This is a genomic window from Tardiphaga sp. 619_E2_N8_4 (assembly GCF_051810905.1).
Classification (GTDB): Bacteria; Pseudomonadota; Alphaproteobacteria; order Rhizobiales; family Xanthobacteraceae; genus Tardiphaga; species Tardiphaga robiniae.
Window position 1 is genome coordinate 4081687 of sequence record NZ_JBPWQJ010000001.1, and the last position, 13886, is coordinate 4095572.

The window sequence follows — 13886 nt, forward strand, 5'->3', positions numbered from 1 at the left end:
GACTGAACACATGACTGAGATGACACCGAACCCAACCATACCGGCTGCCAAGCCGAAGCCGCGACCCCGTCCGCAGGTGATGCGCCTGACGGATGCTGCCGCAACGCGGATCCGGGAGCTGACGGAGCGTGCGGATTCCGAGATCGTCGGCCTGCGCGTCGGCATCAAGAACGGTGGCTGCGCCGGCCAGTCCTACACCGTCGAATATGCCCACGACATCAAGCCGACCGACGAAATCGTCGAGGACAAGGGCGTCAAGATCCTGGTCGATCCTAAGGCCGTGTTGTTCCTGCTCGGCACCGAGATGGACTACAAGACCGACCGCATGCAGGCCCAGTTCGTGTTCAACAACCCGAACCAGATCTCGGCCTGTGGCTGCGGCGAGTCCGTGCAACTGACGCCGGCGAAGATCGACGGCTGAGAGTTGTCTTTTCGAAATTAAAACTCTGTCATGCCCGGGCAAAGCGCGAAGCGCGGCTTCGCTAGATGTCCCGGGCATCCATTTTTCTGGGCTTCGGTGAAAGCGAGGGAGACTGGATGGCCGGGTCAAGCCCGGCCATGACGTAGGGAGACGACGCGGACGTACCGCTTCCGCAATCGCGCGTCGCATCCTACACTTCCCCGATGGACCGCGAATTTCTCAGTGAACTTTTCGCCGGCTTTGGCCCGGTAACGATCCGCCGGATGTTTTCCGGCTTTGGCATTTCCGCCGATGGCATCAACTTCGCGCTGGTGCTGCGCGGCGCGGTCTATCTGCGTGCCGATGAAATCTCGATCCCGCGTTTCGAGAGTGAGGGCTCGCAGTGTTTTCAGTATGAGATGCGCGGCAAGCTGCGGATGATCGGATCCTATTGGCAGCTGCCGGAACGGCTCTATGACGATCCCGATGAAGTCACCGAATGGGCGAGGGTCGCGCATGCCGCAGCGATCCGTGCATCGCTGGCAAAAGCAAGCAAGAAGCGGGCAACGAAGAAAGCGAAGGTCGTGAAGAAGACCGCGGCGAAAAAGAAGGCCACCAAGAAGGCTGCAGTTAAGACGGTCGCCAGCAAGAAAGCCAGTAAAGCCGCAAAGAAGCGTAAATCCTCATCCTGAGGAGCCGTGCGCTTGCGCGGCGTCTCCTTGCGAATGGTGAAGCCATTCGCTGGGGATAGCTACAGGAGCTGGCGCGCGAGCTCATGGTTCGAGACGCGCGAAGACGCGCTCCTCACCATGAGGACGGAGTGTGGGGCGTCACGCTACCTGAAACTGCAGCTCCGCCGAATACTCCGGATCGACTTCGCAGATCACGCGGTTGCGGCCGCTGCGCTTCGCGGCATAGAGACAGGCGTCGGCACGGCCGATGATCGATTCCATATCGTCGCCGATCTGCAGCATCGAGACGCCGACGGAAATCGTGACGCGTCCCAGGATCTCGCCAGTCGATTTTTTCTTCAGCTCCTTTGACATCACGGCGCGGCGGATGTGATCGGCAACGGTGAGCGCCTGACGCAACGGCGTGTTCGGTAGCACCACGGCGAATTCCTCGCCGCCATAGCGCGCGGTGATATCCTGGCCCTTGATGGTCTGCTTTAATGACTGGCCGACAAGACGCAGCACCTGGTCGCCGGTGAGATGGCCATAATTGTCGTTGAAGGACTTAAAGTGATCGATGTCGAGCATCAGGAGCGACAACGGTTCGCCGCGCTTCACCGCGGTATCGATTGCCGCCATCAGCGCACGGTCGAAATATTTGCGGTTACCGAGTGCGGTGAGGGGATCGGTCAGGCTCTCGGCGCGGATCGCCTCGAGGCTCTGTTGCAGCGTGTAGACCTCGCTCTTCGAGGACAGTAGCCGCTCTTCCAGCGCCTTGTTCGTGTCGTGCACTTCACGGGTAGATTTGACGAGACTCTCGATCACGGCTTTCACCGCAGCAGAATCGTGCGCCCGCGACAAATCCTTGCTGGCACCATCCAGACTGGCATTGAAGTTCGTCGTCATGCCCAGAGCGTCGGTGATGAGCGCCATCACGTCGTCGATCTCGCCGATAACGCGGGCGCCGACCTGATCGATGCGATCGGTGGTTCGAATCTGTGAGAGATAAGTGTCGTGGATCAGGTCGAGGTCGGCTTCGGTCAGGCGGCCGTTGCGGGCCAGCGTCTCATTTATGACCTTGTTGAGCGCCGAATTGTAGCCAGTCGCATAGACGTACCAGATCTCATAGTTGCGCGGAATCGCCGTCTGGCGCAGCGATCGGATTTGGCCCAGCGCGACTTCGGCAAAGGCCAAAGTCCGCTCTTGTTCGTCCAGGATGCCGGTCACGTTCTGTGCCCTCGTGGACAGCGGGTATACGCGGTCCTCTGAAATGCAAATTCGTTAAAAATATCGCATTCAGATTAGGGGACGAGAGTGAACGGCAAGTAAACGTTCCTGGCGCGATACTACCTATGCGCGTGCCCGGATCGGACGCAACAGAAAGGCCGGCAGGTGCGAATGATCCGCCGGTTCGTTGTCTTCGCGGCGCGGACGTGGCGCTTCGGCGCGGCCGATGGAGGGGGGACGCTGCGCCTGTGGGGCTGCCGCTGCCACGACCGGTGCTGCCAAAGCGGCTTCCGCGGGTTGCGGCTGCGGGCTGCGCTCGCCGCCTTCCGAACGACCACCTTCACGGCGTGGGCCACGCTCACGGCGCGGTTTGCGATCACGTCCGCCTTCGCGGGGCTGATCGTTGCGGCCGCCGCGCGGCTGTTCGGCATTGGCTTCGCGATTGCCGGTGCGGTTGCGCGACTGGCGCGACGCCTCAGCGGTTTCGCCTTCGACAGGCTCGGAGATCGCTATGGAAGTTTCGACCTTGGGGATCGACTGGCCGATCAGTTTTTCGATTGCCAGCATGGACTTCTGGTCGGACGGGCACACCAGCGAGATCGCGGAGCCGGTGCGGCCGGCGCGGCCGGTACGGCCGATGCGGTGCACGTAGTCGTCGGAATGATGCGGGACGTCGAAATTATAGACGTGGCTGACGGCGGGAATATCGAGGCCGCGGGCGGCGACGTCGGAAGCCACCAGGATCGGCAGCTCGCCCTTGCGGAACTGGTCCAGCGCAGCGGTGCGGGCCGACTGCTCCATGTCGCCATGCAGGGCGCCGACACTGAAGCCATGCTTCTGGAGCGACTTGGCGAGCAACGCGACTTCACGCTTGCGGTTGCAGAAGATGATCGCATTCTTGAGGTCGGTGGCTTCGCGGAGAAGGGCCCGGAGCACTTCGCGCTTCTCGTGCGGCTCGCGACCGACGGCCACTTGCGACTGGGTCACGGTGACGGCGGTGGAGGCGGGCTTGGAGACTTCGATCTTCACCGGATTATGCAGGAAGGTCTCGGTGACGCGGCGGATTTCGGCGGGCATGGTCGCCGTAAAAAAGAGAGTCTGACGGGTGAACGGCACCAGCTTGCAGATGCGTTCGATGTCGGGGATGAAGCCCATGTCCAGCATGCGGTCGGCTTCGTCGATGACCAGCAATTCGACGCCGGTGAGAAGCAGTCCGCCGCGCTCGGTATGGTCGAGCAGGCGCCCCGGCGTGGCGATCAAGACGTCAACGCCGCGGGTGAGTTTGCTGTCCTGATCACCGAACGAGACTCCGCCGATCAGCAGCGCCACGTTGAGCTTCTGGCCGACGCCGTATTTGTCGAACTGCTCTTTGACCTGTGCGGCGAGTTCGCGGGTCGGTTCGAGAATGAGCGTGCGGGGCATGCGGGCGCGGGCTCGGCCCTTTTCCAGCATGGTCATCATCGGGAGAACGAAGGCAGCGGTCTTGCCGGTGCCGGTCTGGGCGATGCCGAGCACGTCTTTGCGCGCCAGCACATGAGGAATCGCTTGTTCCTGAATGGGGGTTGGGGTGGTGTAACCGGTGGCCGCAACGGCGGCGAGAACCTTGTCGGACAAGCCGAGATTGGAGAAGGACATTGAGCCTCTGTATGGGGGCATGATCTGATCCGGTATCCGGATGATCACCGTTCGGAATCACGCCTCAGGTCGAAACCGCCGCTTGGATTCTCGGGAAATACTGCAGCGCTTATCCCCGGAGCGGCACGCAAACATGCACGGAGACGCTGGGCGCTGACAGGCGGCTTACTCAAGATATCGCGTTTCGATACCGGGCCGCGTCGAGCCGGAACATAGGCTGGAATCGGCCAAAGTCAATCCGCCACACCCTGGAACATCCCAAAAAGCTTAATGTTTTAGCGGAAAAGGGCCAAAACCGGGATATTGGCGGGGCTTGGGGCCCCGCCGGACGGCCGCTACGCGACGTCGCGTGTGACGTCGATGCAGCACTGACCGTTAGTCGACCGGCCTGCGTTCGCGGCCGGGTGGACCGGCAATGGCGATGAGTGCGCCGCTCAGTAACAGCGCGGTCGAGATCACCGTGAACATCGCGATCGGACCGTGGCTGCCGAGCAGCGGCAGCAGCGCGATCGGTACCAGCGCCGATACGACGCGGCCGAGGCCCCATGCGCCAGCGGTAGCCGAGGCGCGCAGATGCGTCGGCAGCAGCTCGACAGCGTAGAGGCTAAGCACGGCGCTGTAGACGGCACTGGCGAGGTTGAACACGATGCCGGTGACGATGAGCGGCGTTAGCACCGTGCTGACAGCGAAAGTCAGCCCGGTTGCGATCATCACCACGGCACAGGCGACCAGAGCGAGGCGCCGCGGGATACGATCGACGAAGGCCGATGCCGCCGCGATGCCGATCGATGGACCGAACATCGTAAGTCCCGCGAACAGCAGGGACTCGCTGACATGAAATCCCTTCTGCACCATCACCGCGGCGCTGAGCAGCGGGAAGCCAATGGTGGCCCAGGGTCCGAGTACATAGAGCGCGGCAAGGAGCGCTGTGCGCCGCAGGCTGATCCGATCGCGGGCGAGCGCTCGGAAGCCGCTGGATCTGGTCGCAATAGTTTCGGGAGCGGAGATCGCCGGCGGTGACGGCTGACGCGCGGATGCCTCGAAGCGGCGGCAGGCGGCATCAGCCTCGGCGTCGCGTCCGACCGATGCGAGCCAGCGCGGCGATTCCGGCACCAGGAAGAACAGCAGGGCTGTCAGGGTCGAGCACGCGCTGCCGAAGATCAAAGCCCAGCGCCAGCCCTCGATGCCCCATGGCGCGATGGGCGTCAGCCAGCGGATCATCAGGATGATTGCCGGTGCGCCGAGAAAGGCGAGCGCGCCGCACAGCATCATCAAGAGGCCACGCCGCCGGGGCGGCAGCAGGTCTGACAGATAGGCCGATGTCAAAGGCGGATAGCCGCCGATGGCGAGGCCGGAGATGAAGCGGAAGGCCGTCATGGTTGCCACATCGCGACTGGCGGCGACGGCGAGCGAGCTCAGCGCCAGGACGGCAAGCGCGCTCTGCAGCGCGATCTGGCGGCCATAGCGATCCGCAATCCAGCCGAACACAGGTGCACCAACGGCGCCGCCGGCAAAGACCGATGCCAACAACAGCGAGAGCTCGCCGCGCGAGATGCTGTAGGGCGGCGCGAGGAAGATGCCGGAAAAGGCATTGCTGAGCGCCACTTCGGCGATGTCTGCGAACAGGCCGAAGGCACAGAGCGCGAAGATGCCGAGGTGAAGCGGCGTGACTGGCAGCCCGTCCAGGCGTGCCGCAATAGTTGGCACGGCTGCGCCCGCTGGCGCCCCGTGCGTCCGCACCTGGTCGTTCATTTGACGCCCCGCATCTCATAGCGGCAACGCAATGCGCGTCCTCCGCTGCCCGCGCGGACCATATGTCGATGGAGCTGGATGAGTCGAGAGGAGGGTATGTGGCGGCGAACCGCAGCGTCTCAAATCTGCGTCGGCGTTGCCGCGCAGCCATACAGGATCATCTCGCAGGTCTGGCGATAGCGCGCCGAGAAGTCATTCGCTGCGATCGGAGGGAGTGCCTGATTGACAGCCCGTCCGCCGTCGGCCAGCGCCTGCGCGATCTGCGCGGCCGTAAAACGGCCGGTCAGGATCAGCAGCTTGCTGTAGTGGAAATCGATAATCAGCTTTTCCAGCTCGGCCTGGAAGGCGATTGCGGACTCGATCATGAGATCGCGGCAGCGCCGAAAGGCTTCCGCATTGAGCTCGACGGTATGCGGTGAGAATGTCAGCATCCGACGGGTTTCGCCGTATCTCAGGTCGATGATCGTCGCAAAGATGTCGAGTGCGCTGCCGCCACTTTCCCGGATCTTCTGGCCGGCCTCGAGTGCCTGTGCTATCGCGACTTCATTGCGATGGCCGATCGAGGCACGAAATGCCTCTTCCTTGTTGCTGAAATAGTAATAGAGCGCGCGCTGCGTGAAGCCGCACTCTCTCGCGAGACCGACCATCGACAGGCCGGCATAGCCGTGGTCGAGAAATGCCTTGTTGACCCGAAGCAGCAACTCGTGCCCGGGCGTAATCATCTTCTTTGCCATTGGTCGTCAGGTATCCAGTCGTAGCGGGCTTCGGGCGGGTGATTAAAACTGCCTGAAATCTTACAGTCTAAAAAATCCCATCCTCAAATCGCCAAGCTACGAGGAACGCAAAGTTCCTGAAGCGCGCTTCCTGACGTTGGTTGCCTGTAGCAGGAGCCGGTTTTAGCAATTGCTCCCCGGATTGGCTCCGGACCTGATGAATTGTCACATAGCACATGTCGGGGCAATCATGTCGATGATTGGCCGCGTAACCCTTATCCACAGGACTTCGCGACATGTGGTACCTCATCACCCCTGATCGAGAGCGCACGCCGAGCCGTCCGGAAGTCGACTTATTCCGGCGCGCGTGAGAGGGATACCGCAGGCTGACTATTTGCCGTAAGTGCCTAGCTGCATCCCGAGATTCTGCATCACGAAAGCATTCATGCGCAGATGCACCTCGCTGCCGCTCTGTAGACGGGCATCGACCTCATACGTCGCCGGATCGACCTGGCGGATCCCGATGATCTGGTTGATATCGAGCACTTCAGGGGTGGTCTGTGCAGGCTTGGCGGCTACCGGGGCGCGTTTCGGTTTGGCGGCGGCAGCCGGCGGTTTCGCCGCGGTAGCGGGGGCCGCATCCTGCGCGAGTGCCATGGTGGGAAGCAGCAGGGCGGCTGCGAGGACGAGTGATTTCACGAGGATCTCCTGACTCTGATTGGGGCTCGGGCTAGCGGAGATTAAGGCGGAAAATGTGGCAGCGGGGCTGCAATCGGCGGGCAGATGATCTGCCTGAGCAGGCAGGACAAAATGGGTGGTAACGGCTAGACCTCGGTTTGAACCGGCCGCAGTTCTGCCTCGACCAAGGCAGACAATGACGCGGTCGAGCCACCACACGGATACATGTGCTGGCGGGGCGGGGATAGAACAATGCGACGGCTTTTGATTCTGCTGGCAGCGCTGGCAGCGGCGGTACTTTCGACAGCGCCGGCTTTTGCTGCAAAACGCGTGGCGCTGGTCATCGGCAATAACGATTATCGCAATGTGCCGAAACTGCAGAAGGCCGTGAATGACGCCCGCAGCATAGGGGACGCACTGAAGAATCTCGGCTTCAGTGTCATGGTGGCCGAGAACCAGACCCGGCAAGCCTTCAGTCAGTCGTTGCTCGCTTTCGATTCGACGATTGAAAAAGGCGACACGGCCTTTTTCTTTTTTGCAGGGCACGGCTTCGAGATCGCCGGCCAGAACTTCCTGCTGCCGACGGATGTCCCTGCCGCCACGGAAGGGCAGGAAGAGCTGGTGCGCGACTCAGCGATTCTCGCCGACCGGATTGTAACGCGGCTGCAGATGCGCGGCGCGCGGACGTCGATTCTGGTGTTCGACGCCTGTCGCAACAATCCGTTCGAGCGCGCTGGCACCCGCGCTGTGGCCGGCAGCGGTGGCCTCGCTCCGATGACGACGCTCCCGGAAGGCGTGTTTTCGATCTTCTCGGCCGGGCCGCGGCAGACCGCGCTGGATCGTTTGTCGAACAACGACACCGATCCGAATTCGGTTTTCACGCGCGCCTTCATCAAGGAGCTGCAGGAGCCATCGCTGAACCTCGTGCAGGTCGCGCAGCGCACCCGGCGGACCGTCAGCGAGATGGCAGAGACCGTGAAGCACCGTCAGGTGCCGGTGTATTTCGACCAGATGGTCGATGACGTCTTTCTCAATGGTGTGGCGCTCAAGCAGGCTGATGCGCGGCCGGCCGAACCGCTGCAGCAGGTCGCTGCGCTGCCGCCCGTCAACGTTCCGCAACTACCGCCGGCCAACGATGCGGTGAACGCACCGATCGCCAGCTTCTCGCGCCACAATGGCGGCTGGACCGTGATGTTCTCGATCGCCGATCCGACACTGGGTATCTCCTGGCGGATGGGCGAGGGAGGTAATTTCCGCGAGACCGGCTTCATGGACACGCTCGATCCGCGCACGCGCAAGCGAATGCCGAATCCGGCGATCCAGCTCGACGCCGACGCCGCGGCGACGACGATCTATCTGCGTTACGTCGACGCGAACGGCGAGATGCAGGGCCCGTTTCCGATCCGCTTCGATCCCGAGGCGGCGCTGGTTCGCGACCAGCGCAAGATCCTCGATATGACCGCTGGAAGCTGGCTTGCCTTCGGTGGCTACAACACGCCCCTGATGTATTATACGCATCTGATGTCGTATCGCTGTGCCATTCGCGAGGCCCGCGTCGGGATCGATAGCGCCGTGCCGGACAAGCTGCTGAAATTCCCGCCCTGCGACCTGCGCGACCCCATTGCGACGCCGTCGGATGCCGAGACCTACATCAAAATCCCGGCCTCGACGAAGTTCGTGTCGGTCGAATTGACGTTTCGGGACGGCAGCATCTCCGAAACCAAGAGCTTCCGACGTTCGGGAAATCGATGAGCATGATCGACACCGCCCTGCGAACCACGGCATTTCGACTATCGCAAGCTCGCATTCCTTGATCAAGAAATTCGACTCGCCGGAGGAGTAGCGAATGGCTGGAGGCGCGAACGAGAACTCGCTGACCGCGCGCTGCTGCATCGTTGGCGGTGGCCCTGCCGGAATGATGCTCGGCTATCTGCTCGGCCGCGCGGGCGTCGATACGATCGTTATCGAGAAACACGCCGACTTCTTCCGCGATTTCCGCGGCGACACCGTGCATCCATCGACGCTGCAGGTGATGGACGAGCTTGGCCTGATCGACGACTTCCTGAAGATCAAGCACGATCGTATCCAGAAGATGGATGGCTTCTTCGGAACGCATAAGCTGCGCATTGCGGATATCAGCCGCACCAGCGCGAAGTATCCGTTTATCGCCTTCATGCCGCAGTGGGATTTCCTCAATTTCCTGCGCGACAAAGCGCAGCGCTATCCGCATCTCAAGGTGATAATGAACACCGAGGCGACCGATCTCATCTGGTCGGGCGAGCAAGTAGTCGGCGTCAAGGCCATCACGCAGCAGGGGCCGGTCGAGATCCATGCCGATCTGACAGTGGCCTGCGATGGCCGGCATTCGATCGTGCGGCCGGCGGCGAAGCTGGAGGTCGAAGACATCGGTGCGCCTATGGACATCTTGTGGTTTCGCGTTGCCAAGGGCGCGGAGACCGAGAGCGTGTTCGCGCGGCTCGAGCCCGGCAAGATGATGGTGACCATCGATCGCGGGGACTACTGGCAATGCGCTTATGTGATCGCCAAGGGGCACTATGAGGAGATCAAGGTGCGTGGCCTTGAGGCTTTCCGTGCCGAAACGTCACGTCTGGCGCCGATCCTGAGCGCGCATATCGAAGAGCTGAAGAGCTGGGACGACGTCAAACTACTGACCGTCGCGATCAATCGGCTCAAGCGCTGGACCCGGCCGGGGCTGTTGTGCATCGGCGACGCCGCGCATGCGATGTCCCCGGTTGGCGGCGTCGGTGTGAATATCGCGGTGCAGGACGCCGTCGCGACCGCTAACCTGCTGGCGGCGAAGCTGGCGAAGGGACCGGTGACCGAGGACGACCTCGGCGCGGTGCGTCGCCGCCGCGAATTCCCGATGCGCGCAACACAGGGCATGCAGGTCGTGATGCAAAACAACATCATCAGCCGTGCACTGGCCAAGGGCGGCGAGCCGCTGACGCCGCCGCTGATCATGCGCCTGGTCAGCGCGTTTCCGCCGCTGCAGGGATTAACCGCGCGTTTCCTGGCCATTGGCGTACGACCGGAGCACGTGCAGTCGCCGGAAGCGTAGGAGAGGCTATCCCTGCACCGAGAAGCCGCCGTCCACGGGGATTGCCGTACCGGTGACGAAGTCCGAGGCGCGCGACGACAGGAACACCGCGATGCCCGCGAAATCTCCCGACGCGCCCCAGCGGCCGGCGGGCGTTCGTGCCAGTACCTTGTCATGCAGGCCGTCGATTTCACGGCGCGCATTCTGTGTCAGTTCGGTATCGATCCAGCCCGGCAGAACGGCGTTGCACTGAATATTGTGAGGTGCCCAGGCGACGGCGCAGGAGCGGGTGAACTGGACGATGCCGCCTTTGCTGGCGGCATAGGCTGGCGCGAAAGACGCGCCGAAGATCGACAGCATCGAGCCGATATTGATGATCTTGCCACCGCCCGCGGCCTTCATCGCCGGATGCGCCGCCTGCGAACATACAAAGGCGCTGGTGAGATTGGTCTTGATCACGCTGTCCCATTCGTCGAGTGCGATCTCGTGCGGCGGCTTGCGGATGTTGATGCCGGCATTGTTGATGAGGATATCGATGCGGCCCAGTTCTTTCAGCACGCGTGCGATCATTCCATCGACAGCGGTCTTGTCGGTCACATCGGCCGCAATGGCGACCGCCCTGGCGCCGCTCTCAGTCAATTCCGCGACGGCATCCTTGGATTTCGTCTGGTTGCGTCCCACCACCGCGATGGCGGCGCCGGCCTGCGCCAGACCCCGCGCCATGCCGAGCCCGATGCCGCCATTGCCGCCAGTGACGATGGCCACTTTGCCGGAGAGATCGAACAGTCCTGCAGTCATGGTGTTGTCCTCATTGCATCAGCCTTGAATTGAAAAGCCGCCATCGACCGTGAGCGCGGCACCGTTGACGAAGTCGGAAGCCCCGCTGGCCAAGAACACGGCCGCGCCCGCAAGATCATCAGGCCTACCCCAGCGCTGCGCCGGTACACGCCCGAGAATGCGATCGTGCAGTTCGGGTCGGATGTCCTTGGCGCGCTTGGTCAGGTCGGTGTCGATCCAGCCGGGGAGAATGGCGTTGGACTGGATGTTGTCCGCAGCCCAGGCAGTCGCCAGCGCGCGGGTGAATTGCAGGATGCCGCCTTTGCTTGAGGCGTAGTTCGCCGCGCCGCCGGCGCCGAGTGTGGCCAACACCGAGGCGATGTTGATGATCTTGCCGCGGCCTGCGGCTTTCATCGCCGGGTAGACAGCCTGCGCGCAGATGAAAGGCGCGGTCATGTTGACGTCGATGACCTTCTGCCAGTCGGCCAGCGCCATTTCTTCGATTGGCGCGGAGATGCTGATGCCGGCATTGTTGACGAGGATGTCAATGCGGCCGAACGCGTTCAACGTTGCGGACACCATCTGCGCGATCGAGTTCGGGTCGGTAACATCGGTCGTCAATGCGAGTACCGGATGTCCGGATGTCTCCAGTTCGGCTTTTGCTGAAGCGGCATTATCGCGGTTGCGATCGGCGATCACGAGGGTGGCACCGGCATTCGCGAGCCCACGCGCCATACCGAGGCCAATTCCGGTATTGCCGCCGGTGACGATGGCGACCCTGCCGGCGAGGTCGAAGAGATTGCTGGTCAAAGGTGTCCGTCCCGCATTGCGTTGTATCCGACGCGTTCTTGGCGCGTCTGGGACGGATCATCGCAAGACTGGCGGGAAGATGGAAGAGGGCCTCAGCGCCGCGCGAGCGCCAGTCCCATCAGTCCGACGCCAAGCGCGGCGAGGGCAGCGCCGTAATAGGCCCACTGCATCTGGCTGATCATGAAACTGGATTTCGGCCAGTTCACGAGCCCGGTGCCCTGGCCGATCCAGAAGGTGCCGATCAGAAAAGCGAGAATGCCGAGAGTGAGGAGTGGTGCGCGCATGGGATAGATACAATGAACGGAGCCAAAGGTTTCAAGCGCCAGCTGTGGCGGTGACGAACCAACTGTTTGGTTCATCACCGCAGTTTCATTTCGGCAGGGCGATCAGAAGCGCTCGCCAACCATTTCCTCACTCTTGGCCCATAGCGCCTTGGCGCGTTCGGCATCGAGCGCGTAAGCGCGCACGCCTTCGCTGGCCGGATTGATCAGCCCGTCGACGATCTCCGAGACGTGGCAGTTCTCGCAATAGCGGCCGCCGATCTCGTCCGCGCTGGCGACCACGCCGGCCCACACCGAAGTCGCAGCGCCTTGCGGAATGGTCTTCCATTGAAACAGCGGTTTACCCTCGGCAGCGAGCTCGGCATTGATGCCGTCGAGCATGGCATCGATCGTTGCTTCGCCCATATGGCGGCCGAGTTCTGTCTTGATGCCGCCGGGATGCAGCGCGGTGGCGCGCACGCCACGTGCCCGATGCCGCCGGTCGAACTCGACGGCGAACAGTACGTTGGCGGTCTTCGAGCGGCCATAGCCGATGAACGGTTCGTAGGAGCCCTTGGTGAAGTTGGGATCATCGAGATCGACATCGGCGAAGCGATGGCCGGACGAAGCGACGTTGACCAGTCGCGCGGTGGGCGACAGCAGTGACGCGATACGGTTGACCAATACGAAGTGACCGAGATGGTTCGTGCCGAACTGGGTCTCGAAGCCGTCCGCGGTGAGGCCGAACGGCGGCGCCATCACGCCGGCATTGGCGATCACCAGGTCGAACGGGCGGCCAGCCGCGACCAGTGCGTCGGCGCAGGCCCGGACGCTGGCCAGCGAGCCGAGATCGAGTGCAATCAGTTCGAGGCCACCGCCACCAGTGGCATCGGCGCGCACTTGCGCGGTCGCCGCTTCCGCCTTGGCGAGGTCACGGGCGGCACCGACCACCTGCGCGCCCCGGGCGGCCAAGCTGCGCGCCGTCTCGACGCCGAGCCCGGCTGAGACGCCGGTGACCAGAATGCGCTTGCTGCGGAGGTCGACGCCAGCGAGCACGTCGTTGGTGGTGGAAGTGGCACTGAAAGGTCCTGCCATGATAGCTCCTTGCGTTTGGCACGACGCGCCTCCGAGCTGATCGAGCTTTGTCGAACGGCGCTTTGAGGGTATAAATGGAGGCCGTCTCCGTTTAAATACGGAGGCACCCTCCGTTTATCAAGAGGTGACCCGTAAAATGGCACAGGAGGCCAAGCCGAAGGCCGTTCGCGGACCACGGATCGATGCGCAGCGCAATCGTCAGCGGCTGTTGGAAACGGCAAAGGCGACATTTGCCGAAAAGGGCGAGGCGGCCGGTCTTGAGGAGATCGCGCGGCTCGCGGGCGTCGGAATCGGGACGCTATATCGCCACTTCCCCACCCGCGACGCATTGGTCGAGGCGGTCTATCGCAACGAGACACAGCAGCTTGCCGAGGCCGCTGCGGAACTTGCGACCACACATGCCCCGGTGGAGGCCTTGCGCACCTGGATGCGAATCTTCGTCGATCACATTGCGACGAAGCAACTGATGGCGGGTGTGCTGGGTTCGATTGTTGGCGACTGTTCGGACCTCTATGCCGATGCTGGCACGCAGATCAAAACTGCGATGGCAATGCTGGTCGACCGCGCCGTTGCCAATGGTGACATCCGCCTCGATCTCGATCCGCTCGACATGTTGCGCGCACTGGCCGGCGTGGCCAGTGTCAGCGCAGGTCCGAATTGGGAAGCCAGCGCCAAGCGGCTCGTCGATATCCTGATCGCCGGCGTTCGCACGCCGGGCGGCGAGGGGCAATGACTAAATAGGGAATAAAAGATTGCTCCCGGCACGCGCCCGATGATTTCTGAAGCGTGAGCGCGTCCGAGAAACGAGCT

At 62.5% G+C, this 13886-nt stretch carries 14 protein-coding genes; 5 read left to right on the forward strand and 9 right to left on the reverse strand.

Annotation, left to right across the window (positions count from 1 at the left end; all coding sequences use genetic code 11):
• Window positions 1–10 precede the first annotated feature (10 nt).
• Complete coding sequence (locus AB8A23_RS19565) at window positions 11–421, forward strand: HesB/IscA family protein (RefSeq protein ID WP_120289422.1); 411 nt, start codon at window positions 11–13, stop codon at window positions 419–421.
• A 203-nt stretch (window positions 422–624) separates the two neighbouring features.
• Window positions 625–1092, forward strand: a complete 468-nt coding sequence (locus tag AB8A23_RS19570; RefSeq protein WP_120289424.1) for a TfoX/Sxy family protein — start codon at window positions 625–627, stop codon at window positions 1090–1092.
• A 138-nt stretch (window positions 1093–1230) separates the two neighbouring features.
• On the opposite strand, the gene AB8A23_RS19575 is transcribed toward AB8A23_RS19570, so the two are convergent.
• The 5 genes from AB8A23_RS19575 to AB8A23_RS19595 all read right to left on the reverse strand — a co-directional run bounded on the left by AB8A23_RS19575 (window position 1231) and on the right by AB8A23_RS19595 (window position 7097).
• The gene (locus tag AB8A23_RS19575; protein WP_120289426.1) at window positions 1231–2298 is read right to left on the reverse strand and encodes a diguanylate cyclase; all 1068 of its coding nucleotides are present in this window, start codon (window positions 2296–2298) and stop codon (window positions 1231–1233) included.
• Window positions 2299–2421: 123 nt separating this feature from the next.
• Window positions 2422–3933, reverse strand: a complete 1512-nt coding sequence (locus AB8A23_RS19580) for a DEAD/DEAH box helicase (RefSeq protein ID WP_439058493.1) — start codon at window positions 3931–3933, stop codon at window positions 2422–2424.
• 375 nt (window positions 3934–4308) lie between these two features.
• Window positions 4309–5685 carry an MFS transporter gene (locus tag AB8A23_RS19585; protein ID WP_439058492.1) on the reverse strand — a complete coding sequence of 459 codons (1377 nt, stop codon included), beginning with the start codon at window positions 5683–5685 and terminating at the stop codon, window positions 4309–4311.
• Between the two features lie 119 nt (window positions 5686–5804).
• Window positions 5805–6419 (reverse strand): TetR/AcrR family transcriptional regulator, encoded by a 615-nt coding sequence (locus AB8A23_RS19590; protein ID WP_089264150.1) that lies wholly within the window; start codon window positions 6417–6419, stop codon window positions 5805–5807.
• 369 nt (window positions 6420–6788) lie between these two features.
• Window positions 6789–7097: a hypothetical protein gene (locus AB8A23_RS19595; protein ID WP_093758428.1), complete on the reverse strand. Its 309-nt coding sequence runs from the start codon at window positions 7095–7097 to the stop codon at window positions 6789–6791.
• Between the two features lie 231 nt (window positions 7098–7328).
• On the opposite strand from AB8A23_RS19595, the gene AB8A23_RS19600 reads away from it, so the two are divergent.
• Together AB8A23_RS19600 and AB8A23_RS19605 are read left to right on the forward strand one after the other, a co-directional pair.
• Entirely contained in the window at window positions 7329–8828 is a 1500-nt protein-coding gene (locus AB8A23_RS19600; protein WP_439058491.1) for a caspase family protein, read from the forward strand.
• Between the two features lie 94 nt (window positions 8829–8922).
• Entirely contained in the window at window positions 8923–10155 is a 1233-nt protein-coding gene (locus tag AB8A23_RS19605; protein ID WP_439058490.1) for an FAD-dependent oxidoreductase, read from the forward strand.
• Window positions 10156–10161: 6 nt separating this feature from the next.
• Here the strand turns inward: AB8A23_RS19605 and AB8A23_RS19610 are convergent, their stop codons facing one another.
• The 4 genes from AB8A23_RS19610 to AB8A23_RS19625 all read right to left on the reverse strand — a co-directional run bounded on the left by AB8A23_RS19610 (window position 10162) and on the right by AB8A23_RS19625 (window position 13076).
• Window positions 10162–10932, reverse strand: coding sequence for an SDR family NAD(P)-dependent oxidoreductase (locus AB8A23_RS19610; protein WP_231080603.1), 771 nt, complete (start codon window positions 10930–10932; stop codon window positions 10162–10164).
• A gap of 18 nt (window positions 10933–10950) precedes the next feature.
• Window positions 10951–11721: an SDR family NAD(P)-dependent oxidoreductase gene (locus AB8A23_RS19615; protein ID WP_439058489.1), complete on the reverse strand. Its 771-nt coding sequence runs from the start codon at window positions 11719–11721 to the stop codon at window positions 10951–10953.
• Window positions 11722–11813: 92 nt separating this feature from the next.
• Window positions 11814–12005, reverse strand: a complete 192-nt coding sequence (locus tag AB8A23_RS19620; protein WP_089264155.1) for a hypothetical protein — start codon at window positions 12003–12005, stop codon at window positions 11814–11816.
• A 102-nt stretch (window positions 12006–12107) separates the two neighbouring features.
• Window positions 12108–13076, reverse strand: coding sequence for an SDR family NAD(P)-dependent oxidoreductase (locus tag AB8A23_RS19625; RefSeq protein ID WP_439058488.1), 969 nt, complete (start codon window positions 13074–13076; stop codon window positions 12108–12110).
• A 136-nt stretch (window positions 13077–13212) separates the two neighbouring features.
• On the opposite strand from AB8A23_RS19625, the gene AB8A23_RS19630 reads away from it, so the two are divergent.
• Window positions 13213–13809: a TetR/AcrR family transcriptional regulator gene (locus AB8A23_RS19630; protein ID WP_439058487.1), complete on the forward strand. Its 597-nt coding sequence runs from the start codon at window positions 13213–13215 to the stop codon at window positions 13807–13809.
• Window positions 13810–13886: the final 77 nt, after the last annotated feature.

Bases quoted from the DNA above. Each gene is read 5' to 3' on its own strand.
- AB8A23_RS19565 (WP_120289422.1), top strand. From the start codon at position 11: ATGACTGAGATGACACCGAACCCAACCATACCGGCTGCCAAGCCGAAG.
- AB8A23_RS19570 (WP_120289424.1), top strand. From the start codon at position 625: ATGGACCGCGAATTTCTCAGTGAACTTTTCGCCGGCTTTGGCCCGGTA.
- AB8A23_RS19580 (WP_439058493.1), bottom strand. From the start codon at position 3,933: ATGTCCTTCTCCAATCTCGGCTTGTCCGACAAGGTTCTCGCCGCCGTT.
- AB8A23_RS19585 (WP_439058492.1), bottom strand. From the start codon at position 5,685: ATGAACGACCAGGTGCGGACGCACGGGGCGCCAGCGGGCGCAGCCGTG.
- AB8A23_RS19590 (WP_089264150.1), bottom strand. From the start codon at position 6,419: ATGGCAAAGAAGATGATTACGCCCGGGCACGAGTTGCTGCTTCGGGTC.
- AB8A23_RS19600 (WP_439058491.1), top strand. From the start codon at position 7,329: ATGCGACGGCTTTTGATTCTGCTGGCAGCGCTGGCAGCGGCGGTACTT.
- AB8A23_RS19605 (WP_439058490.1), top strand. From the start codon at position 8,923: ATGGCTGGAGGCGCGAACGAGAACTCGCTGACCGCGCGCTGCTGCATC.
- AB8A23_RS19610 (WP_231080603.1), bottom strand. From the start codon at position 10,932: ATGACTGCAGGACTGTTCGATCTCTCCGGCAAAGTGGCCATCGTCACT.
- AB8A23_RS19620 (WP_089264155.1), bottom strand. From the start codon at position 12,005: ATGCGCGCACCACTCCTCACTCTCGGCATTCTCGCTTTTCTGATCGGC.
- AB8A23_RS19625 (WP_439058488.1), bottom strand. From the start codon at position 13,076: ATGGCAGGACCTTTCAGTGCCACTTCCACCACCAACGACGTGCTCGCT.
- AB8A23_RS19630 (WP_439058487.1), top strand. From the start codon at position 13,213: ATGGCACAGGAGGCCAAGCCGAAGGCCGTTCGCGGACCACGGATCGAT.